Annotated in this window: 26 protein-coding genes; 19 read left to right on the top strand and 7 right to left on the bottom strand. The window is 68.7% G+C overall.

The window, feature by feature from the left end; translation table 11 throughout:
- Nucleotides 1-15: 15 nt before the first annotated feature.
- Nucleotides 16-564 (bottom strand): GNAT family N-acetyltransferase, encoded by a 549-nt coding sequence (locus FB475_RS07400; RefSeq protein WP_202878277.1) that lies wholly within the window; start codon nt 562-564, stop codon nt 16-18.
- Nucleotides 565-605: 41 nt separating this feature from the next.
- On the opposite strand from FB475_RS07400, the gene FB475_RS07405 reads away from it, so the two are divergent.
- The 9 genes from FB475_RS07405 (at nt 606) to FB475_RS07445 (ending at nt 8,394) form a co-directional block, all read left to right on the top strand.
- On the top strand, nt 606-1,472 hold the full coding sequence (locus FB475_RS07405) for a DUF817 domain-containing protein (protein ID WP_238332013.1): 867 nt from the start codon (nt 606-608) through the stop codon (nt 1,470-1,472).
- Between the two features lie 75 nt (nt 1,473-1,547).
- Nucleotides 1,548-2,342, top strand: coding sequence for a polysaccharide deacetylase family protein (locus FB475_RS07410; RefSeq protein WP_141853760.1), 795 nt, complete (start codon nt 1,548-1,550; stop codon nt 2,340-2,342).
- A 39-nt stretch (nt 2,343-2,381) separates the two neighbouring features.
- A complete protein-coding gene (locus tag FB475_RS07415; RefSeq protein ID WP_141853762.1) occupies nt 2,382-3,356 on the top strand; it encodes a methyltransferase in 975 nt (324 codons plus the stop codon).
- Nucleotides 3,357-3,402: 46 nt separating this feature from the next.
- Nucleotides 3,403-4,572 carry a DNA recombination protein RmuC gene (locus FB475_RS07420; protein WP_141853764.1) on the top strand — a complete coding sequence of 390 codons (1,170 nt, stop codon included), beginning with the start codon at nt 3,403-3,405 and terminating at the stop codon, nt 4,570-4,572.
- 46 nt (nt 4,573-4,618) lie between these two features.
- Entirely contained in the window at nt 4,619-5,161 is a 543-nt protein-coding gene (locus FB475_RS07425) for a DinB family protein (protein WP_141853766.1), read from the top strand.
- A gap of 106 nt (nt 5,162-5,267) precedes the next feature.
- Complete coding sequence (locus tag FB475_RS07430; protein WP_141853768.1) at nt 5,268-6,431, top strand: glycoside hydrolase family 64 protein; 1,164 nt, start codon at nt 5,268-5,270, stop codon at nt 6,429-6,431.
- Between the two features lie 40 nt (nt 6,432-6,471).
- On the top strand, nt 6,472-6,819 hold the full coding sequence (locus FB475_RS07435; protein WP_141853769.1) for an ArsR/SmtB family transcription factor: 348 nt from the start codon (nt 6,472-6,474) through the stop codon (nt 6,817-6,819).
- Entirely contained in the window at nt 6,816-7,265 is a 450-nt protein-coding gene (locus FB475_RS07440) for an SRPBCC domain-containing protein (protein ID WP_141853771.1), read from the top strand. Before FB475_RS07435 ends, FB475_RS07440 begins: the two co-directional genes overlap by 4 nt.
- Before the next feature lie 7 nt (nt 7,266-7,272).
- The gene (locus tag FB475_RS07445; RefSeq protein WP_141853773.1) at nt 7,273-8,394 is read left to right on the top strand and encodes an aromatic ring-hydroxylating oxygenase subunit alpha; all 1,122 of its coding nucleotides are present in this window, start codon (nt 7,273-7,275) and stop codon (nt 8,392-8,394) included.
- On the opposite strand, the gene FB475_RS07450 is transcribed toward FB475_RS07445, so the two are convergent.
- A complete protein-coding gene (locus FB475_RS07450; protein WP_141853775.1) occupies nt 8,378-8,989 on the bottom strand; it encodes an NAD(P)-dependent oxidoreductase in 612 nt (203 codons plus the stop codon). The two genes, FB475_RS07445 and FB475_RS07450, sit on opposite strands and share 17 nt — an antisense overlap.
- Nucleotides 8,990-9,087: 98 nt before the next feature.
- Here FB475_RS07450 and FB475_RS07455 point away from each other — a divergent pair, with 98 nt between their 5' ends.
- The gene (locus FB475_RS07455; RefSeq protein ID WP_202878278.1) at nt 9,088-9,432 is read left to right on the top strand and encodes a winged helix-turn-helix transcriptional regulator; all 345 of its coding nucleotides are present in this window, start codon (nt 9,088-9,090) and stop codon (nt 9,430-9,432) included.
- Nucleotides 9,433-9,456: 24 nt separating this feature from the next.
- On the opposite strand, the gene FB475_RS07460 is transcribed toward FB475_RS07455, so the two are convergent.
- Nucleotides 9,457-9,738 (bottom strand): nuclear transport factor 2 family protein, encoded by a 282-nt coding sequence (locus tag FB475_RS07460; protein WP_185759126.1) that lies wholly within the window; start codon nt 9,736-9,738, stop codon nt 9,457-9,459.
- A gap of 106 nt (nt 9,739-9,844) precedes the next feature.
- Here FB475_RS07460 and FB475_RS07465 point away from each other — a divergent pair, with 106 nt between their 5' ends.
- On the top strand, nt 9,845-10,363 hold the full coding sequence (locus FB475_RS07465) for a SigE family RNA polymerase sigma factor (RefSeq protein ID WP_141853779.1): 519 nt from the start codon (nt 9,845-9,847) through the stop codon (nt 10,361-10,363).
- Between the two features lies 1 nt (nt 10,364).
- Nucleotides 10,365-11,138 carry a hypothetical protein gene (locus FB475_RS07470; RefSeq protein WP_141853781.1) on the top strand — a complete coding sequence of 258 codons (774 nt, stop codon included), beginning with the start codon at nt 10,365-10,367 and terminating at the stop codon, nt 11,136-11,138.
- On the opposite strand, the gene FB475_RS07475 is transcribed toward FB475_RS07470, so the two are convergent.
- Nucleotides 11,131-12,147, bottom strand: a complete 1,017-nt coding sequence (locus FB475_RS07475; RefSeq protein ID WP_141853783.1) for a 4-hydroxy-3-methylbut-2-enyl diphosphate reductase — start codon at nt 12,145-12,147, stop codon at nt 11,131-11,133. The genes FB475_RS07470 and FB475_RS07475 overlap by 8 nt on opposite strands.
- 259 nt (nt 12,148-12,406) lie before the next feature.
- Between FB475_RS07475 and xseA the strand changes: the two genes are divergently transcribed.
- Both xseA and FB475_RS07485 read left to right on the top strand, forming a co-directional pair.
- Nucleotides 12,407-13,618, top strand: coding sequence for an exodeoxyribonuclease VII large subunit (xseA, locus tag FB475_RS07480; protein WP_141853785.1), 1,212 nt, complete (start codon nt 12,407-12,409; stop codon nt 13,616-13,618).
- A 14-nt stretch (nt 13,619-13,632) separates the two neighbouring features.
- Nucleotides 13,633-13,827 (top strand): exodeoxyribonuclease VII small subunit, encoded by a 195-nt coding sequence (locus tag FB475_RS07485; protein ID WP_238332264.1) that lies wholly within the window; start codon nt 13,633-13,635, stop codon nt 13,825-13,827.
- Nucleotides 13,828-13,854: 27 nt separating this feature from the next.
- On the opposite strand, the gene FB475_RS07490 is transcribed toward FB475_RS07485, so the two are convergent.
- Complete coding sequence (locus FB475_RS07490; protein ID WP_238332014.1) at nt 13,855-14,430, bottom strand: TetR/AcrR family transcriptional regulator; 576 nt, start codon at nt 14,428-14,430, stop codon at nt 13,855-13,857.
- Between the two features lie 91 nt (nt 14,431-14,521).
- On the opposite strand from FB475_RS07490, the gene FB475_RS07495 reads away from it, so the two are divergent.
- A complete protein-coding gene (locus tag FB475_RS07495) occupies nt 14,522-15,115 on the top strand; it encodes a flavodoxin family protein (RefSeq protein WP_141853791.1) in 594 nt (197 codons plus the stop codon).
- Nucleotides 15,116-15,155: 40 nt separating this feature from the next.
- The gene (locus tag FB475_RS07500; protein ID WP_141853793.1) at nt 15,156-15,476 is read left to right on the top strand and encodes a DMT family transporter; all 321 of its coding nucleotides are present in this window, start codon (nt 15,156-15,158) and stop codon (nt 15,474-15,476) included.
- A 107-nt stretch (nt 15,477-15,583) separates the two neighbouring features.
- Here FB475_RS07500 and FB475_RS07505 read toward each other — a convergent pair whose 3' ends face one another.
- Together FB475_RS07505 and FB475_RS07510 are read right to left on the bottom strand one after the other, a co-directional pair.
- Complete coding sequence (locus FB475_RS07505; protein WP_141853795.1) at nt 15,584-16,231, bottom strand: nucleotidyltransferase family protein; 648 nt, start codon at nt 16,229-16,231, stop codon at nt 15,584-15,586.
- A gap of 168 nt (nt 16,232-16,399) precedes the next feature.
- Nucleotides 16,400-17,023 carry a DUF4245 domain-containing protein gene (locus tag FB475_RS07510; protein ID WP_141853797.1) on the bottom strand — a complete coding sequence of 208 codons (624 nt, stop codon included), beginning with the start codon at nt 17,021-17,023 and terminating at the stop codon, nt 16,400-16,402.
- Between the two features lie 69 nt (nt 17,024-17,092).
- On the opposite strand from FB475_RS07510, the gene glpX reads away from it, so the two are divergent.
- From glpX to FB475_RS07525, 3 genes are read left to right on the top strand one after another with little or no spacing between them, the layout of a single operon-like run.
- On the top strand, nt 17,093-18,127 hold the full coding sequence (gene glpX, locus FB475_RS07515) for a class II fructose-bisphosphatase (RefSeq protein ID WP_141853799.1): 1,035 nt from the start codon (nt 17,093-17,095) through the stop codon (nt 18,125-18,127).
- Nucleotides 18,124-19,068, top strand: a complete 945-nt coding sequence (locus FB475_RS07520; protein WP_141853801.1) for a carbohydrate kinase family protein — start codon at nt 18,124-18,126, stop codon at nt 19,066-19,068. The genes glpX and FB475_RS07520 overlap by 4 nt, the downstream gene beginning before the upstream one ends.
- On the top strand, nt 19,065-19,547 hold the full coding sequence (locus tag FB475_RS07525; protein ID WP_141853803.1) for a hypothetical protein: 483 nt from the start codon (nt 19,065-19,067) through the stop codon (nt 19,545-19,547). Before FB475_RS07520 ends, FB475_RS07525 begins: the two co-directional genes overlap by 4 nt.
- The last annotated feature ends 85 nt before the right edge of the window (nt 19,548-19,632 follow it).

The raw sequence follows: 19,632 nt of genomic DNA on the forward strand, positions 1-19,632 counted from the left end.
CCGTACCCCAATCCGTCAGATCAGGTAGGCCTCCAACTCGGCGCCGTACCAGCGGGTGGTGCGGCCCAGCGACCGCATCCCGAGCCGGTTGCAGACCGCCAGGGAGGCCACGTTGTCCGGACGGACGACCGCGTAGATCTCGCCGATCCCCGCCTTGAATCCGTGCTCGATCGCGCCCCGCGCCGACTCCGTCGCCAGCCCACGCCCCCACGCGTCCGGGTGCAGATGCCAGCCGACCTCGACCTCTCCCCGCCCGGCGGTCCCGTCCGACGGATCCGGCAGCGGCACCAGCAGTACGGTCCCCGCGATCGTCCCGGTCGCGCGCTCCTCGACCGCCCACACGCCGTACGGCGGCTCCTGGTTGCGCTCGTTCCACCTCTGGATCACCTTCGACGCCGCGCCCCGGTCCGGCATCACCCGCGGCTCGGCGCCGAGCCAGCGGGAGACCTCCCAGCGGCGGTAGATGTCGAACACGCGGTCACCGTCGGCGTCCGTCCAGTCACGGATCAGCAGCCGCTCTGTCTCGAAGACCACCATCCCCACCACCTCCTGCGACCAGTTCATATTTCTCCCAACCAGGTGATCGCAAGCAACGTCTCCAGTCTGTGACCACCTGGACCGATCGCGCCGGCGATTCTTCACGCATCGTGTTCGGCTGCTTGCAGTTCCTCCGCTTCGGCTGGCTGGAGGTGCTGTCGTCGCTCTTCCCCGGGTTGGTGTTCGCCGGCCTGGCGATCTCGAAGTACGTCGACCTGCCGATCGCCCGGTACGACGCTCTGCTGATCTACTGCCTCGTCCTGACGTTGCTGTTCTGGGCCGTCCGGCTGGAGACGTGGCGCGAGGTCGCGGTGATCTTCGGGTTCCACCTGGTCGGCCTCGGCCTGGAGTTGTTCAAGGTCCACATCGGCTCGTGGCAGTACCCGGGTGACGCGGTGACGAAGTTCGCCGGGGTGCCGTTGTTCGCCGGGTTCATGTACGCGGCGGTCGGCAGCTACATCTGCCAGGCCTGGCGCCGGTTTGACCTGCGGGTCAGCAACTACCGGCCGGTGCCCACGACGGTTTTCGCGGTCGGTATCTACGCGAACTTCTTCACCCATCACTGGATCCCGGACCTGCGCATCCCGATCGCGATCGGTCTGCTCGTCGTGTTGCGGCGTACCTGGGTCTTCTTCACGGTCGGCGTACGGCGGTACCGGATGCCGCTGGCGTTGTCGTTCGCGTTGATCGGCTTCTTCCTGTGGATCGCGGAGAACTTCGGCACGTTCCTCGACGCGTGGAACTACCCCGACCAGGTGAGTGTGTGGCAGATCGTCCATCCGGCGAAGTTCGGCGCGTGGTCGTTGCTGGTCAGCATGAGCTTCGTCCTGGTCGCCAGCGTGAAGTCGCTCGAAGGCCGGCTCTACCACCGGGGTGGGCACGCAACAGTCGAGATCTCACCGCAACATGACGGCGCCAACCAACCTGCTGAGTAAGGCGTCTCATCTGTGTGAGGCGCTCCTGAGGGGGAGCACTGGGGAAGAACCGCCTGAAATACAAGGGGAAAAGCCATGACCCGGAAGTTCGCTGCGTTCATCACGACGATGGTCGCGCTGGCCGCTGTCGCCGGTTGGATGATGGCCTCGGCGGTCGCGCAGATGGACCGTCCGCACGCGTCCGCGGCGACCACGAAGCCGTCCGCGTCGCCTTCGGGTACCCCGACCAGTGCTCCCACTCCGAGCGGCACGTCCACGCAGTCGGCGACGACGACGACAACCGGCCACCCGGTACCGCCGAACCCGACCACCTCTGTTGCCTCCGGCAACAAGGCGCTGTTCTTCACCTTCGACGACGGACCGGACCCGACCTGGACGCCGCAGGTGCTGTCGACGCTGGCGAAGTACGGTGCGCACGCGACGTTCTTCGAGCTCGGCGAGATGCAGGACGAGCACCCCGGCCTGCGCGACCAGGTGCTCGCGGCGGGCAACACCATCGGCAGCCACTCGATCAGCCACCCGCAGCTGACCAAGATCTCCGCGGCGCAGCGGCACCACCAGATCTTCGACGGGCCTCGGTCCACCTGCTTCCGGCCGCCGTACGGCGCGACGAACGCGAAGGTCCGCGCCGACATCAGGGCCGCCGGGATGGTCCAGGTCCTGTGGGACGTCGACCCTCGCGACTGGGCCCGCCCGGGTGTGAGCGCGATCGTGCACAACATCCTGACCCACGCCCAGCCCGGCCGGATCATCCTGATGCACGACGGCGGCGGCAACCGCGCCCAGACCGTCGCGGCGCTCAACCAGGTCCTCCCGGTCCTGCAGGCGCAGGGCTACACGTTCCCCGCGTTGAACTGCCAGCAGCGCTGAGCTACTGACCAACCGGTCCTCCCGGGAGCAGAATGGGCCATGGATGCTTCCCGGCAGTTGCTCGGTCTGATCGGCGGATACCAGGTGTCGCAGGCGATCTCGGTCGCCGCCCGGCTGCGGATCAGCGACGTACTGGCCACCGGTCCGCAAACTCTGGCCGAACTCGCCCAGTCGATCGGCGCCGACGAACAAGCGCTCGCGCGGTTGATGCACGCGCTCACCGCACTCGGCCTCTACACGAACGACGGCGGTACGCTCGCCAACACCGAACTCGGCGCCGCGCTGCGCGTCGACGCGCCCCGCTCGGTCGCCGGCTGGGCCCGGTTCGTCGGCACCGGCTCCTACTGGCAGACGCAGGCCGCACTGGAGCAGAGCATCCGCACCGGCGAGACCGCGTTCACGCTCCTGCACGGCGAGCCGGTGTGGACATACCGCGCCAAACACCCGGACGAACAGGAGGCGTTCGATGCGGCGATGACGTCGATGGCGGACGCGGTGAGCGCGGCGGTTGTCGCGGCGTACGACTTCAGCCGCTATCAGACGGTGGTGGACGTCGGCGGCGGGCACGGCCGCCTGCTGAACGGGATCCTGGATCGCTACCCGACGGTCAAGGGCGTGCTCTTCGACCAACCCGACGTGGTCGCGGGTGCCGATGCCGAGCGCTTCGAAGTAGTCGGAGGCAACTTCTTCGAGAGTGTTCCCCGCGGCGACGCCCTGGTGCTGAAGTCCGTGATCCACGACTGGGCGGACGCCGAGTCGATCGACATCCTCCGCACCTGCCGCAAGGCACTGGCTTCCGACGGACGAGTGTTGCTGGTGGAGCAACTCCTGGACCGCTCGCCCGATCCGGTCCGTACGGCGTTCTCGGACCTCAACATGCTGATCATGACCGGCGGCCGGGAACGCACCACGGACGAGTACCACACGTTGTTGGCAGCGGCCGGCCTCGAGCTCGTCGACACGACTCCGACCGCGAGTACGACGTTCGTGATCGAGGCCGCCGCGGCCCGTTGAGCGTGTGCGCCGAAAACTGTCGGTGGGGTTGTGCACTATCGGTGACATGACGGGTACGACGGTGTTGCTGATCCTGCTCTTCCTGGTGGTCGGGCTGTTGTTGGGGGCTGTCTTCGGTGTGCTGTGGGTGCGGGGTCGCGACGGGGCGGAGCTTGCGCGGATCACGGCCGAGCGGGATGCGGCCGAGGACCGGGTCGTCGAGCTCACGCAGGAGCGGACGAGCGTCGGACAGCAAATGGGTGGGCAAGCCGTTGTGAAGGAGGCGCTCGATCGCCTGCACGCGCAGCTGAATCAGCTCGAGCAGGGGCGGGCGGCCTGGCAGAGTCAGCTGCATCAGCAGGTGAACGAGGTGCGGATGAGCGGCGAGGCATTGCGCCGGGAGACCGCGTCGCTGTCGACCGCGTTGCGGAAACCGCAGGTTCGTGGGCGGTGGGGCGAGCTGCATCTGCGCCGGACGGTCGAGCTGGCCGGGATGGTCGCGCACTGCGACTTCACCGAGCAGGCGACGACCTTCGGCGAGGACGGCGTGCTGCGGCCCGACCTCGTGGTGAGGCTTGCCGAGGGCAAGAATCTGGTCGTCGACTCGAAGGTGCCGCTGGCCGCGTTCCTGGAGGCGAGCGAGTCCGACGACGCGGCGTTCCGCGACGACCGGCTGCGCGCGCACGCCCGGCATCTGCGGACGCATGTGGATCAGCTCGCCTCGAAGGCGTACTGGACCCGCCTGTCACCGTCGCCGGAGTTCGTGATCCTGTTCGTGCCGGGCGAGTCGTTCCTGTCCGCGGCCCTCGACGTCGAGCCGTCGTTGCTGGAGTACGCCGCCGAGCGCCGGGTGATCCTCGCGACGCCGACGACGCTGATCGCGACGCTCCGCGCAGCGGCGTACGCGTGGAACCAGTCGGCGCTGACCGAATCGGCGCAGCAGGTGTTCGAGCTCGGGCGCGAGCTGTACGAGCGGCTCAGCACGATGGGCGATCACCTGAGCCGAGTCGGGCGATCGCTGACGTCGGCGGTCGAGGCGTACAACGGGACCGTCGGGTCGTTCGAGCGCCGGGTGTTCATCACCGCGCGGAAGCTCCGCGACCTGCACGTCACCGAGTCCGAACTGACCGCGATGGAGTCGATCGAGGCGTCGGTGCGACCACTCACGGCGCCCGAGTTCCTCGCCCTCGACGAGTCACCGAGCACGCGACGATGGCCGCCGTCGCAGGCGGGCTGAGCTTTCCGGACGGGGATCGTCCGGAACCGGCGATAGCGTGCTTCGTATGACCAACACACCGTTGACGGGACCGCCGGTTGCCGGCACCGAGGCCGACACGTTGATCGGGGCGCTCGAGCGCAACCGCCGTACGTTCGCATGGAAATGTGGCGGGCTCGACTCGGCGGGCTTGAACAAGCAGCACCCACCGTCGACGGTCACGCTCGGCGGCTTGCTCAAGCACTTGGCGCTGGTCGAGGACGAGTACTTCACCCACCGCCTGCTCGGCAAGGAGCTCGGCGCTCCCTGGAACGCCGTCGACTGGGATGCCGACCCCGACTGGGAATGGCACAGCGCGCCCGACGACTCCCCCGAGGAACTGATGGGCCTGTGGGAAGCATCGGTCGAGCGGTCCCGCGCCGCGGTCGCCGAAGTACTCGCGACCGGTGGCGTCGACCAACTCGCGAACTGGACGGGCCGCAACGGCGACTCCCCGAGCCTGCGCTACATCCTCGTCGACCTGATCGAGGAGTACGCCCGGCACACCGGCCACGCCGACCTGATTCGCGAATCGATCGACGGCCTCACCGGCGAGGGCGTCCCGGAGTAAGTCCTGGGCAGGTGTCGGAAAGCCGACAGTGATGAGTTGTTGACAGTCAGTGGCCTCCACACGTAACGATGAGAGCGCTCTCTCAGGCGGACGTGAGGAGAAACTGATGCGCATCAAACTGCTGGCGATCGCCGCAGCGGCGGTAGCCCTGACCGGGGCGTTGGCGGCTCCGGCCCGGCCGGCCGACGCGGCCGTACCGGCGACGATCCCGTTCACGATCACCAACCACTCGGGCCGGGGCGACCCGGTCTACGTCTACAACCTGGGCACCAATCTGGCGACCGGCCAGCAGGGGTGGGCCGATGCCTCCGGCACCTTCCACGCCTGGCCGGCCGGCGGGAACCCGCCGACCCCGGCGCCGGACGCCTCGATCGTCGGGCCGGCCAACGGTCAGTCGATGACGATCCAGCTGCCGAAGTTCTCCGGCCGGGTGTACTTCTCGTACGGCCAGAAGCTGGTCTTCAAACTCACCACCGGTGGCCTCGTCCAACCGGCCGTACAGAACCCGTCCGACCCGAACCGGAACATCCTGTTCAACTGGTCGGAGTACACGCTCAACGACGGCGGCCTGTGGATCAACAGCACCCAGGTCGACATGTTCTCCGCGCCGTACGCCGTCAGCGTGAACTCCAGCACCACCGGGCATCTCAAGCCCGGCGGGTACAACGCCGTCTACAACGGACTGCGGGCCGCGAACTGGGGCGGCCTGATCCAGACCGCACCCGACGGTTCGGTGTTGCGTGCGCTCTCGCCGTTGTACGGCGTGGAGACCGGCGCACTGCCGGCCGGCGCGATGGACGACTACATCAACCGCGTGTGGTCGAAGTACAGCTCCACGACGCTGACCGTCACGCCGTTCGGAGACCAGCCGAACACGAAGTACTTCGGCAGGGTGTCCGGCAACGTCATGAACTTCACCAACAGCGCGGGCGCCGTCGTCACCTCGTTCCAGAAACCCGATTCCGCCAGCGTCTTCGGCTGCTTCAAGTTGCTCGACGCACCGAACGACCAGGTCCGAGGCCCGATCTCGCGCACGCTGTGCGCCGGCTACAACCGCTCCACCCTGCTGACGAACCCCAACCAGCCGGACTCCAGTGATGCGAACTTCTACCAGGACGCGGTCACCAACCAGTACTCGAAGACCATCCACGCCCAGATGGCCGACGGCCGCGCCTATGGTTTCGCCTTCGACGACGTCGGCAACCACGAGGCCCTCGTCCACGACGGCAACCCGCAGCAGGCCGCACTCATCCTCGATCCGTTCAACTGATGCCTTGACTCCTTGATCCGTTAGTGGCAACTTACCGTTCGTGGAGACTTACGGATCACTCGAAGCGGCCGGACCGGTGCTCGATGCGCTGGGCGACCCGACCCGGCGGGTGATTCTCGAGACGCTGCGAACCGGCGGGCCGTGCTCGGTCGGCGTACTGGCCGAGCGCGTGCCCGTCAGCCGGCCCGCGATCTCGCAGCACCTCAAGGTGCTCGGCGCGGTCGGGCTCGTGCAGCACGAGTCGCGGGGGACGCGGAACATCTACCGCGTCCACCAGGCCGGACTGGACGAGTTGCGCAGCTGGCTCGACCAGTTCTGGGGCGACACGTTGCAGGCGTACGCCGACCATGTCGCGCGGACTGTTCGGCTCGAGGAGGAACGGAAATGATCGTGGAACAAGACCTATCACCCCTGGTGAAGACGGTGACGGTACCGGTCGGTGTGGAGCGCGCGTTCGAGGCGTTCACCGCGGAGACGTCGAAGTGGTGGCCGCTGTTCCGGCACTCGGTCGGCGAGGCGGCGGCGAACGAAGTACGGCTGGAAGGTGCCGTCGGCGGACAGATCGTCGAGTACGGCGCCGAGGGCGTGCTCGCGGTCTGGGGCACCCTGTCGGAGTGGAACCCGCCGGCGTCGCTCAGCTTCAGCTGGCACCCGGGCCAGGATCCCGCCGAGGCCGGACAGGTGACCGTCACCTTCACTCCCTCCGCCGAGGGCACCGAGGTCAGACTCGTGCACGCCGGCTGGGAACGCCGCAGCGACGGCCGCCAGGCCCGACTCAGCTACGACACCGGCTGGGACTACGTCCTGGGCAAGTACACCGAATTCACCCGATAGTAGGTGAATGCCGAACCCTCCCGTCGACGCCCGCGCCCTGGAAGCGTCCCTCCGGCCGCACGGCGAATCCGTCATGCTGCCGCGGGCGGCGTACGTCGACCCTGACGTGCTCGCGTGGGAACGCCGGCACTTCTTCGGCGGGACGTGGACCTGCCTCGGTCGCGCCGCCGAACTGTCGAACGGTACGACGTACCGCGAGGTGACCGTCGGCGACATCGCGACGGTGCTGACGTTCGGAGACCGGCCGCGGGCGTTCGCCAACGTATGCAGGCATCGCGGGCACGAACTGCTGCGGGCGGAGGAGTCGGGCGATCGGCCGGCGCTGGTGTGCCCGTACCACGGGTGGTCGTACGAGCTCGACGGGTCGGTGAAGGCCGCGCCGCGGATGGGCGACTCTTTCCATACCAAACCGTATGGTCTGGTCGAGCTGCCGGCCGAGGTGTGGCACGGGTGGTTGTTCGTGAACGCGACCGGTACTGCGGGACCGTTCGCGGAGCACCTCGGCGGGATCACCGAACTCGTCGCGCCGTACGCGCCGGAAACGCTGTCTCTGAAAGCACGGCACACGTACGACGTGGCGGCGAACTGGAAGACGATCGTGGAGAACTACCACGAGTGCTACCACTGCCCGCTGATCCACCCCGAGCTGTGCAAGGTGTCGCCGCCGACCTCGGGCGACAACTGGAGCCTGCCCGGCGCGTGGGTCGGCGGACTGATGGACCTCCGACCGGACGCCGAGACCATGTCGCTCGACGGCCGGTCGGCCGGGATTCCGTTGCCGGGCGTTGATCAGCGGCGGGTGAACTACCTCGGCCTGTTCCCGAACCTGCTGCTCTCACTGCACCCCGACTACGTGATGACCCATCGCCTCGAGCCACGCGCGCCAGGGCTGACCACGGTCGAGTGCTCGTGGTACTTCCGGCCCGAGGTGACGGACCCGTCGTACGCCGTGGAGTTCTGGGACATCACCAACCGCGAGGACTGGGCGGCGTGCGAGTCGGTGCAGCGCGGCGCCGAGTCCCCACACTTCCGCCCCGGTCCACTGGCGCCCGCCGAGGACGCCGTCTACCAGTGGGTGACAATGCTCGCCCGCGGGTATCTGGGGAAGCCGGTCAGTAGCCCAGGGTGAAGCGCTTGCGGTTGTGGGTCGGGGTCTCGGCCTCGTTGAGCAGGGCGACGGCGTAGTCCTCGGCGGAGATGTGGTCGCCGACCGGCTCGTCGCCGCCGAGCCGGAAGGTGCCGGTGCGCTCGCCCGGGGCGATCACGAACGCGGGCGAGAGCATCGTCCAGTTGACGTCGTCGCCGGTGGCGCGCAGGTTCTCCAGCGCCTGGGAGACGGTCAGCGATTCCTGCTTGTACTCGGCCGGGAAGTCCGGGCCGTCCACCACACGGTTGCCGTTGACAACCAAGCTGCCGGCGCCGCCGACCACGAACAGCCGGGTCGCCGTCCCGCGTACAGCCGCGACCAGGTTGTCGACCGCATCCAGGTACTCCTGGTGGTCGCCACCGGTGCGGCTCGGGCCGATCGCCGCGACCAGCACGTCCGCGTCCGCCGCCAGCTCCTTCGCGGTGGCGTCGTTCGCGCTGCCCTGCACCGCGCGGACGCCGGCCGGCAGTTCGCCGCCCGAACGGGTGACACCGGTCACCTCGTGACAGCGGCTCACCGCCTCGGCCGCCACCCGGCTGCCGACCATCCCGCTCGCCCCGAACACCGCGATCTTCATCCCTTGCTCCTTGTCTCCGTAGGTTCGACGTAGACGGTATCCATTGGTAACTGGCTACTTCAACGTGCTATAAGTACCTTGTGGTAACCAAAGGAAATGTGTTCGACCCGAACTGCCCGACCCGGGTGATCCTGGACCGCCTGGGCGACAAGTGGACGGTGCTCGTCGTACTCGTCCTGCGCGGCGGCCCGCGGCGCTTCACCGAACTCCGCGACGGCATCGGCCAGGTCGCGCCCAAGGTCCTCACCCAGACCCTCCGCCGGATGGAGCGCGACGGCCTCCTCACCCGCGAGGTCTACCCCGAGATCCCGCCCCGCGTCGTCTACACGCTGACCCCGATGGGCGCCTCCCTGATCGACCCGATCAGCGTCCTCACCGAGTGGGCCGAAACAAACCTGCCCGCCATCACCAAGGCCCAGGAGCACTACGACGCGGTCAGCTGAGCGTGGATCCCGCAGTTTCGGCGGTCACTGACGGAGGCCACCGAGCTGGAGGATCATCGCGAGATCGTCCCTGATCGCCCAGCGCTCGGCGATGCGGCCGTCACGGAGCCGGTACGCGAACGCTACATCCCGGGTGCAGACACCCTCGGCCAGCTCGAAGCCCCGGAACCCGCCGCCGGGCCAGTGGACCTCGCGGGAGCCGAACTGCACGACCAGGTCGTCCTCGGCGACCACGAACGACTGCACCCAACGGGCCGGGTGCCGGTCCCGGGCTGCCGCGCTCAAGAACTGCCTGGTGCCCGGCATGCACGTCCGGAACATCACAACCTTCGCCTGTTCGGATCACGACTCAACCTTTGCGGCTCGGTCGGGCATCACAAGTCTGACCGAGTTGAACGAGCTGGGGGTTGGGATGGATCCAGGACGCGACCACGAATTCGCCGAGTTCGTGGACGGGCGGTTCACCGCGCTGCAGCGGTTCGGGTATCTGCTGACCGGTGAATGGCATCTGGCCGAGGACCTGGTACAGACGTCGCTCACCAAAGTGTGGTTCCACCGGAACTCGCTGCGCAGCGGTACCGCACTGGAGAGCTACACCAGGACCGTGATGGTGAACACCAGCACCCAGTGGTGGCGCCGGAAGTGGCGCGGCGAGACGCCGACCGAGCAACTGCCCGAGCGCCATGCCAACGAGCAGTACGGCACCGTCGACGACCGGGATCTGTTGCTGCGGGCACTCAATTCGTTGCCCCGGCGTACCCGCGCGGCCTTGGTACTGCGGTACTTCGAGGATCTCCCCGAGGCCGAGATCGCCCAGATCATGGGCTGCTCGGTCGGCACCGTGAAGTCGAACGTCTCCCGCGGACTGGCGAAGCTCCGCGAACACGAACTGATCACCGCGATCCCCGCCACGGTCCAGAAGGAGGGCTGACATGACCGACGATCTCAAGGACAAGCTCGAGCAGCTGGTTGCCGATCCGCCACCACCGAGCGCGGTGCCCAGCCAGGCCGTGTTCACGCGGGTCCGGAAGGCACGCCGCCGGCGCGCCGTCGGAGCGATGACGCTGGCCGCGGCCGCGGTGGTCGCGGTGGCTGTTGCCGTCACCAACGTCACGGACATCGACGGCCGCCCGCCGGTGTCGAACACGCCGAGCGTCGTCATCACCCCGACGACGACCACACCGACTGCACCCCGCACACAGTCCACATCGACTGCACCGTCCACGCAGGTGACCGGCGCGGTACACACACCGAGCAGCACCAACACCAACACTCCCCCGCCGGCCACTACGTCGAATCCGCCCGCGCTCGGCGTACACGTGACGCTGAAGCCGACGGTCAAGGGCCGCACCGTGACCATGAAGGTGACGCTGTCCGGGGCCTCGCTGGTACCGGTCGACGACACCGGCAAGCCGCTGTCGACGTCGGGCATCGACTTCCTCGACCTGCTCGGCGGGACGCAGTACTTCTTCGGCGACGGTCAGCAAAGCGGCTCGGACGCGGGCGGCGTCAAGTGCGTCAGCGGGTCGCCCCGGACCACCGGGCACCAGACCTACACACTGATGAACGATGGCACCGGAACCAACGGAACAGGTACGCACACCTACCCGAACGCAGGCAGCTACACCTTCAAGTACACCGTCAAGTACTGCAGCAAGAGTGGCTGGGTGCCGGTGACGAAGTCGACCCAGGTGACGATCAAATAGTCCAGGCGTGGTCGGAGGTGCCGGTGGTGGGCAAGCCGGCGGCCTTCAGGTCGGAGCGGAGGTCGCGGGGGAGGGCGAAGGTGAGGCTCTCCTCCGCGGTGGTGACTTCCTGGACCTCACCGTAGCCGCGCTCGGCCAGCCAGCGGAGGACGTCGCGGACGAGGACCTCCGGCACGCTGGCGCCACTGCTGACACCGACCGCGTCGACGCCCTCGAGCCACGCCTCGTCGATCTCGTCGGCGAAGTCGACCAGGTGGCCGTCCTTGGCGCCGTGCTCGATCGCGACCTCGACCAGGCGGACCGAGTTCGACGAGTTGCGGGAGCCGACGACCAGCATCAGGTCAGCCTCGGGGGCGAGCTTCTTCACCGCGGCCTGGCGGTTCTGGGTGGCATAGCAGATGTCGTCGCTCGGCGGGTCCTGCAAGTGCGGGAAGCGCTCGCGCAGGCGGCGTACCGTCTCCATCGTCTCGTCGACCGACAGCGTGGTCTGCGACAGCCAGACGACCTTCTCCGGGTCGCGGACCGTCACGTTCGGTACGTCGTCGGGCCCGTCGACGATGTGTACGTGCTCCGGAGCCTCGCCGGAGGTGCCGATGACCTCCTCGTGGCCCTCGTGGCCGATCAGCAGGATGTCGTAGTCGGTGGCGGCGAACCGCTTCGCCTCGTGGTGCACCTTGGTGACCAGCGGGCAGGTCGCGTCGATCGTCTTCAGCTGCCGCGCGGCCGCCTCCTCGTGCACCACCGGCGCGACACCGTGCGCGGAGAAGATCACGGTCTTCCCCTCCGGCACCTCGACGGTCTCGTCGACGAAGATCGCGCCACGCTTCTGCAGGGTCTGTACGACGTACTTGTTGTGCACGATCTCCTTGCGCACGTACACGGGCGGACCGTACAGATCGAGAGCCTTCTCCACCGCGACCACGGCCCGGTCCACACCCGCGCAGTACCCACGGGGCGCCGCGAGCAGCACGCGCTTCGTCGTACGGGTGTCATCAGGCTGGGAAGTCACGCCCCCATGGTACGGGCCGCGATCGACACGCCCGCATCGGATGCTGTGAGCAGCATCACCCGAAAACACGCCGAGGAGCCGCCCGCCCTGTCCGAACGGCTCCCCCGCCGGGAGGTGTTACCAGACCTCAAGAATGCCGACCGAAACCCTTGTCCGCAAAGGATTTTCGGCGCACAGGCCCCGACGGGGACCGGGTAGGTGGAGTGGGCGCATCACGCAACGTTAGTTAATTGTCGGTGGGGGGTCGTAGGGTCTGGGGGTGGCTTTGGAGACGTCGCCGGAAGCGCCTGCGGCCGTTCGGACCATTGCGAACGGGATTGCGAGCTGGATCAACCAGCTCGGGGCCGTGTGGGTCGAAGGGCAGCTGACGGACGTCTCGATCGGGCGGGGTACGACGACCGTGTTCGGCACGCTGCGCGACACCGACGCGGACATCTCGCTGCGGTTCACCTGCAATCGCCGGGTGTTCGAGGCCGTCGACGTCCGCGACGGTTCCCGGGTGCTCGTGCACGCCAAGCCGAACTTCTTCGCCCGGCGCGGCACGCTCGCGCTCGCGGTCAGCGAGATCCGGCACGTCGGGATCGGCGAGCTGCTGGCGCGGATCGAGCGGCTGAAGCAACTACTCGGCGCCGAGGGGCTCTTCGAGCCGTACCGGAAGAAGAAGCTGCCGTTCCTGCCGCACACGATCGGGCTGATCTGCGGGCGGGACTCCGCGGCCGAGCGGGACGTGCTCGAGAACGCGAAGCGCCGCTGGCCGGCGGTCGCGTTCCGGATCGAGTACGCGTCGGTCCAGGGGCCGTCGGCGGCCGGCGAGGTGATGACCGCGCTGCGGAAGCTGGACGCCGACGACGCGGTCGAGGTGATCGTGATCGCGCGCGGCGGCGGCTCGCTGGAGGACCTGCTGCCGTTCTCCGACGAAGGGCTGATCCGCGCGGTTTCCAAGACGAGTACACCGGTGGTGAGCGCGATCGGCCACGAGCCGGACAGTCCGCTGCTCGACCTGGTCGCGGACCTGCGCGCGTCGACGCCGACGGACGCGGCGAAACGGGTCGTGCCCGACGTACACGAAGAGCTCGACGGCGTGCATCTGCTGCGTGAGCGGGGATCGCGGGCGATCCGGTCGTGGCTGGAGCGGGAGGCACATGCGCTGGCGGCGATCCGTTCGCGGCCCGCCCTCGCCGCGCCGGTGACCGACCTGCAGCGGCGGTCGGACGAGATCGCGGCGCTGGTCGAGCGGAACCGGCGGACATTGACGCATCGGCTGGATCGGGCCGGTGACGATCTCGCGCACCGGTTGGCCAGCGTACGGGCGTTGTCCCCGAAGGCGACGCTCGAGCGGGGGTACTCGGTGCTCCAGTTGGCGGACGGGACCGCCGTACGGGAAGTGGCGCAGGTCGCGCCGGGTGACCTGCTGCAGGCGCGGGTCAGCGACGGCCGGTTCGCGGTCGAAGTCAAGGAGGACAACACGTGAGCGACCGACCTGAGATGACGTACGAACAGGCCCGCGAGGAACTCGTCGAGGTAGTCCGCAAACTCGAAGCCGGCGGCACCACCCTCGAAGAATCCCTCGCCCTGTGGGAACGCGGCGAAGAACTGGCCACCACCTGTCAACGCTGGCTGGACGGCGCCCGAGAACGCCTAACCAAAGCCCAAGCCACCCACGAGGAAAAACCCAACTGACCCCGACAAACCACAGCCCGGCGGTGGTCAGGAACTGAGTAGATTTCTGGCTACTGCGGCGAGGCCGGTTTTTAGGCGGGGCAGGGGGAAGCCCTGGGTGCGTAGGGCGTTGTGGAGGTCGGCGGCCAGGGGGGCCAGGAGGACGTGGGCGGTGTAGTCCGCGTCGAGGTCTGGGCGGGCGGACTCGATCAGGTGGGACAGGTGGCGGTGCCAGAGGTGGTACGAGCCGATTCGGTAGCGGGCGCCGTCCGACGCGTTCTCGCTGTCCATGAACAGGGCCACGTGCCGGTCGAGCAGATCCAGGTACGCGTCGAGGAAGGCCAGTACCCGCACAACCGGCGGTGCGCCCGGACCTAGCGGTGGCGGGCCGCTGAGGATCTTCGCCTGCAGCTCCTGCTCGCGCTCGTCGAGCAGCGCGACCGCGAGCCCCGCGCGGTCCCCGAAGCGGCGGAATACGGTGCCCTTGCCGACCCCGGCCTCCGCCGCGATCGCGTCGAGCGAAACGTTCTTCACCCCGTGCTCGGTGAACAGTCGCTCGGCCGCCTCCAGTACGCGCAGCCGATTGCGCTTGGCGTCCGCTCGCTCCGGGCGTGGCGAACCCACGACCGGGAGATCCCGTTGTGAAACGGACCGCGGTCCGGTAGTGTCCTTCATAAGACGGACTGTAGTCCGCTAAAGCCTCAGGAGGAAGCACATGAGCAACGCCCGGATCGCCATCGCCTACCACTCCGGATACGGGCACACCGCGAAACAGGCCGAGGCCGTCGCGGCCGGGGCGGCATCAGTGCCCGACACCACGACCGACCTCGTTCCGCTCGACGAGCTGACCGAGGAGGTCTGGGAGCGGTTGACCGCGGCGGACGCGATCATCTTCGGCGCCCCGACATACATGGGCAGCCCGAGCTGGGTCTTCAAGAAGTTCGCCGAGGAGAGCGTCCGGATCTGGGCCGCCGACCTCGGCTGGCGGGACAAGATCGCGGCCGGTTTCACCAACTCGAAGGCGATGTCCGGCGACAAGCTGAACAGCCTCGTCGACCTGGCCGTGTTCGCCGCGCAGCACGGGATGATCTGGGTCGGCCTGGACATCTACCCTGGCTGGGCGGACAGCACCGCGAGCATCGAGGACCTCAACCGCCTCGGCAGCTGGATGGGTGCGATGGCGCAGTCCGACGCCGACCTCTCCGCGGAGAAGGCGCCGCCGGCGACCGACCTGCGTACGGCAGCCGCACTCGGCGCGCGGGTCGCGACCGTCACGCACCGGCACCTGAGAGGAGCGCTCGCTGCATGACGACCTACCGCATCAGCAGCCTCGATCGGGGGACGGTCTGATGGCGTGGATCGTTCTGCTCGCCGCGGCGGCGTTCGAGATCGCGTTCGCGCTCAGCCTGAAACCGAGCGAGGGGTTCAGCCGGCTCTGGCCGACGCTCGGCGTGCTGGTGTTCGGCGTGATCTCGGTCGCGCTGCTGGCGAAGACGCTCGACCGCCTCCCGGTCGGTACGGCGTACGCGATCTGGACCGGCATCGGCTCGGTCGGCGTGGTGACGCTCGGCATCGTGCTGTTCCACGAGCCGGTCACCCCGGCCCGCCTGGCCTGCATCGCCCTGATCGTCATCGGCGTCGTGGGCCTCCGACTGGTCGGCGCCGACTGATGCGGACCTGCAGCACTCACTAACCCGCGCGCGAAGCAGGCCAGACCGCGGCTCTGAGCGTGCCGGACGCCGCGACGGCGCGGTTGGTGAGTGCCGGCGGTCCGCCCTCAGCTGTTGGTACGGCGACGGCGCCGCGCGTACGACGTGGCGCGGACCGGGTGCGGGAGCTCGTCGGACAGGTCAGGGCTGCCGGACAACAGCTGGTGGTACGACGACCAGGTGGTCGCCCGGGGAGGTGTCGCGCCGATGGCATCGACTCGGGTGACCGGGTGGGTGCCGTCGTTGATCGGGTTCCACAGGTCGGCGTCGGTCCGCAGCCGGCGGAGTTCGCCGAACAGCTCGCGGCCGAACCAGCACGGGTAGCTCTCGCCGTCGTCGTACCGGCAGACGCCGATCGGAGTGGCGACCTCGGCAACCAGCGACCAGACGGCGGCCGAAGTGATCCCGGGCTGGTCGCCGGGCAGTACGACGATCCCGTCGGCGCGCCGGTCGACTGCGTCCAGCGCGGGCACGATCGACGCGCTGCCGGTGTCGGCGTGCGGCGACTCGACTACCCGGACGCCGTCCAGATCGACCCGTTCGCGGATCTGCTCCGAGGCGGTGCCCAGGGTCACGACGAGTTGGTCGAACCCGCAGTCCCGCGCCCCGTCCAGCGCCGCCCCGAACAACGTGCCGCCCTGATAGGCCAGCAACTGCCACGGCGCACCGAGATGCGGCGAACTGTCCGCACCCAGCAGAAGCCCCGTGATGAACATCGCCCGGTCAACTCCCCACCCGCGACGGCGTGGGACAAGGACACATACCCACTGGCCTTTCGCTTTTCCCCGAGCGTGCAAGCCGAGTTTCGATCAGACCAAGTTCTCCGGCCGGGTGTCAAGAGCCGCCGGAATCAGCGCAGTGTCAGCCCAGTGTTCAGCGCAGTGTCAGCGAAGCACCGAAGCGAACGCTTCAAGCGCCGGATAGCCGGCGTTTCCGGCGACGATCGTGGTCACCCCGGAACCGACCAGCACCAAGGCGTTCTCGCCCTTCCGGTCGAGCAGGATCTTCCGTTGCCAGGTCACACCCGCGACCGCCGACGTCCCGTCGTAGGAGGTCCGGCCGAGCTTGTCGGCCTGGAACTTCGGAGTGGTGACGTTGGACTGCTCGAGGCCGACGTACTTCCGCTCGTTGGTGACGACGCCGAGGTGCCAGGTGATCGGCTCCTGCTGCGGCGCCCTGAATTCCACGCTGGTCGCGGTCCAGCCGGTCGGCATCGGCTCCGGGCCGCGGGCCCAGGACGCGGCCTTGCGGGCGTCCTCCAGCTGCGCGGTGTACTCGACGGCCTTCACCTCTTCGTGCTTCGGCCGCCAGGTGACCAGCATCAGGAACGCGACGACGGCCAGGCAGATCACCAGCGCGCCGACCATGTTGCCGACGGTCTGCGACTTCGCCTTGTCCCGCCGGTACGCCTGCCGGTACTCGTCCGCCTCGGCGAGCACTTGGGCACGTTCGCGCGCCTTCTCCGTCGCCGCTGCCTCGCCGGAAGCGTCCTGACCTGTGGAACTCATGGCCACAGTGTCTCGCGTTGCGCAATCCGATCGAACACCGGTCACGCTCGTTGGCTACGATCCGTGGACATGACGGACCCGACATCGCCACCGGCACATCTGGAGGTCGACGCGCATGCGCCCGACCGGAACCTCGCCCTCGAACTGGTGCGGGTCACCGAGGCCGCGGCGATGGCGGCCGGGCGCTGGGTCGGACGCGGCGACAAGAACGGCGCCGACGGCGCGGCCGTGAACGCGATGCGTACGCTGATCGGCACGGTCGGGATGAACGGCGTCGTGGTGATCGGCGAGGGCGAGAAGGACAACGCCCCGATGCTCTTCAACGGCGAGCAGGTCGGCGCCGGCGAGGGTCCGGAGTGCGACGTCGCGGTCGACCCGGTCGACGGTACGACGCTGGTGGCGAAGGGCATGGCCAACGGGATCGCGGTGATGGCGGTCTCGCCGCGGAACTCGATGTACGACCCGTCCGCCGTGTTCTACATGGAAAAGCTGGTCGTCGGACCGGAGGCGGCCGAGGTGGTCGACATCCGGCTCCCGGTGGCGGAGAACATCCGCCGGGTGGCGAAGGCGAAGGGCTCGTCGGTCGACGACGTCACCGTCGTACTGCTCGACCGGCCGCGGCACACCGAGCTCGCCACCCAGATCCGGGCCACCGGCGCGCGGATCAAGTTCATCTCCGACGGCGACGTGGCCGGCGCGGTCGAGGCGGCCCGCCCGGACACCGGTCTGGACATGTTGCTCGGCATCGGCGGTACGCCCGAGGGCATCATCGCCGCCTGCGCGATGAAGTGCCTGGGCGGAAAGATCCAGGGCAAGCTCTGGCCGCGCGACGATGCCGAACGGCAGAAGGCGCTCGACGCGGGCCACGACCTGGACCGGGTGCTCGACACCGACGACCTGGTCAGCGGTGACGACTGCTTCTTCGTCGCGACCGGGATCACCGACGGCGAACTGCTCCGCGGCGTCCGGTACGGCCGCTCGACCGCGCGCACGCACTCGCTGGTGATGCGGTCGCGCAGTGGCACGATCCGCTCGATCGAGAGCGTCCACCAACTGGAGAAGCTGCGCGCCTACTCCGCGATCGACTTCGAGCACGCCCGATGAGCGCGCCGGTCCTCGTCATCGGCGAGGCTCTCGTGGACATCGTGGGTACGGCGGTCAAGCCGCGCAACGGCAACGGGAAGGCCAAGGCGACGCCGGGCGGTTCGCCCGCGAACGTCGCGGTCGGGCTGGCGCGCCTCGGCGTACCGACCGAACTGGTGACCCGGTTCGGGACCGACGTGTACGGCGACCAGCTCGGCGCGCACCTGTTCGGGAACGGCGTACAGCTCGCGCCGGGGTCGGTCGACCCGAACTTCCGGACCAGTACCGCGACCGCGACGCTCGACGCGGAGGGCGTCGCGACGTACCAGTTCGACATCACCTGGGAACCGCCGGCGCTGTCGCTGTCGCGCGGTTGCCCGGCGATCCACACGGGGTCGATCGCGACCGTGCTCGAGCCCGGCGCCGCGGCGATCCGGGCGTTCCTGGAGTCGGTCGCCGACCAGCCCGTCACTGTGACGCTGGACCCGAACGCGCGGCCGAGCATCACGCCGGACCCGGTCTCGACGTGGGCCGCCGTACGGAGGCTGGCCGCATCGAGCGACCTGGTGAAGCTGAGCGACGAGGACTGCGAGTTCCTCCGCCCCGGCGTCGAACCGGTGGACATCGCCGCGGAGCTGCTGACGGTCGAGCGAACGCAGTGCGTGGTGATCACGCGCGGCGGCAAGGGCGCTCTCGGGGTCAGCAGGGACGCGCAGGTCGACGTGAGCGCGCCCGCGATCCAGGTTGTCGACACGGTCGGCGCCGGTGACTCGTTCATGTCCGCGCTGATCGCCGGGCTGGACAAGCGCGGCCTGCTCGGCGAGCGGCGGCTGGCCGGACTGACGTACGACGACCTGAACGACGTCGTGGACTACGCGGTGAAGGCGGCCGCGATCACCTGTACGCGGCACGGCGCCGACCCGCCGACCGCGGCCGAGCACCTCGCGACCTGGGGTTCGTGACGGTGTCCGTCGAGGCCTGGACCTCCGAGCTCGAGACCAAGGGCAGCGTGGAGTTCCCGCCGCGCCGCGGCCGGCTGATGGTCCGGCTGGTCGGCTTCGGCCTGCTGATGCTGCTGTCGGTGTGGACGAACGTCGACCACCTGCGCGCGGACGGTGTGTCCGGCGCTCTCGGCGTACTGCGGTTGACCGCGCTCGCGGCGTTCGTCTACGGCACCGGGCTGGCCGCGTGGCAGCTCGTCACGAACCGCCCGGTGGTGACGGTGAACGCCGAGGGCATCACGCGCGGCCGCAGCCTGCCGTGGTCGCGGATCACGAGCATCGGCGAACCGACCGGCCTCCCGCTCGCGCGGGCGGTGCAGGTACGCCCGGTGGACCGGCGTACCCGGCCGATCTCGATCTCCCACGACAACGTCGAGGACCTGGACGCGCTCGCTCCTTGGCTGCGCTCGCTGCACCAGCAGCACCTAGGGCATGTCTGACAATCCAGCGCCGTAGCGAGGAGGTGCTCGGTGCGGTGCATCGGCGCGCGGGGGCGAAGGACTCGATGCGGAGCATCGTGGCCTT

The organism is Kribbella jejuensis (genome assembly GCF_006715085.1).
In the GTDB taxonomy this organism is placed as follows: domain Bacteria; phylum Actinomycetota; class Actinomycetes; order Propionibacteriales; family Kribbellaceae; genus Kribbella; species Kribbella jejuensis.

What these genes read in the sequence shown, in the direction of transcription:
- FB475_RS07400 (WP_202878277.1), bottom strand. Translation starts at nt 564, where the DNA reads ATGAACTGGTCGCAGGAGGTGGTGGGGATGGTGGTCTTCGAGACAGAG.
- FB475_RS07410 (WP_141853760.1), top strand. Translation starts at nt 1,548, where the DNA reads ATGACCCGGAAGTTCGCTGCGTTCATCACGACGATGGTCGCGCTGGCC.
- FB475_RS07415 (WP_141853762.1), top strand. Translation starts at nt 2,382, where the DNA reads ATGGATGCTTCCCGGCAGTTGCTCGGTCTGATCGGCGGATACCAGGTG.
- FB475_RS07420 (WP_141853764.1), top strand. Translation starts at nt 3,403, where the DNA reads ATGACGGGTACGACGGTGTTGCTGATCCTGCTCTTCCTGGTGGTCGGG.
- FB475_RS07425 (WP_141853766.1), top strand. Translation starts at nt 4,619, where the DNA reads ATGACCAACACACCGTTGACGGGACCGCCGGTTGCCGGCACCGAGGCC.
- FB475_RS07430 (WP_141853768.1), top strand. Translation starts at nt 5,268, where the DNA reads ATGCGCATCAAACTGCTGGCGATCGCCGCAGCGGCGGTAGCCCTGACC.
- FB475_RS07440 (WP_141853771.1), top strand. Translation starts at nt 6,816, where the DNA reads ATGATCGTGGAACAAGACCTATCACCCCTGGTGAAGACGGTGACGGTA.
- FB475_RS07445 (WP_141853773.1), top strand. Translation starts at nt 7,273, where the DNA reads ATGCCGAACCCTCCCGTCGACGCCCGCGCCCTGGAAGCGTCCCTCCGG.
- FB475_RS07450 (WP_141853775.1), bottom strand. Translation starts at nt 8,989, where the DNA reads ATGAAGATCGCGGTGTTCGGGGCGAGCGGGATGGTCGGCAGCCGGGTG.
- FB475_RS07460 (WP_185759126.1), bottom strand. Translation starts at nt 9,738, where the DNA reads ATGCCGGGCACCAGGCAGTTCTTGAGCGCGGCAGCCCGGGACCGGCAC.
- FB475_RS07465 (WP_141853779.1), top strand. Translation starts at nt 9,845, where the DNA reads ATGGATCCAGGACGCGACCACGAATTCGCCGAGTTCGTGGACGGGCGG.
- FB475_RS07470 (WP_141853781.1), top strand. Translation starts at nt 10,365, where the DNA reads ATGACCGACGATCTCAAGGACAAGCTCGAGCAGCTGGTTGCCGATCCG.
- FB475_RS07485 (WP_238332264.1), top strand. Translation starts at nt 13,633, where the DNA reads ATGACGTACGAACAGGCCCGCGAGGAACTCGTCGAGGTAGTCCGCAAA.
- FB475_RS07495 (WP_141853791.1), top strand. Translation starts at nt 14,522, where the DNA reads ATGAGCAACGCCCGGATCGCCATCGCCTACCACTCCGGATACGGGCAC.
- FB475_RS07500 (WP_141853793.1), top strand. Translation starts at nt 15,156, where the DNA reads ATGGCGTGGATCGTTCTGCTCGCCGCGGCGGCGTTCGAGATCGCGTTC.
- FB475_RS07505 (WP_141853795.1), bottom strand. Translation starts at nt 16,231, where the DNA reads ATGTTCATCACGGGGCTTCTGCTGGGTGCGGACAGTTCGCCGCATCTC.
- FB475_RS07510 (WP_141853797.1), bottom strand. Translation starts at nt 17,023, where the DNA reads ATGAGTTCCACAGGTCAGGACGCTTCCGGCGAGGCAGCGGCGACGGAG.
- glpX (WP_141853799.1), top strand. Translation starts at nt 17,093, where the DNA reads ATGACGGACCCGACATCGCCACCGGCACATCTGGAGGTCGACGCGCAT.
- FB475_RS07520 (WP_141853801.1), top strand. Translation starts at nt 18,124, where the DNA reads ATGAGCGCGCCGGTCCTCGTCATCGGCGAGGCTCTCGTGGACATCGTG.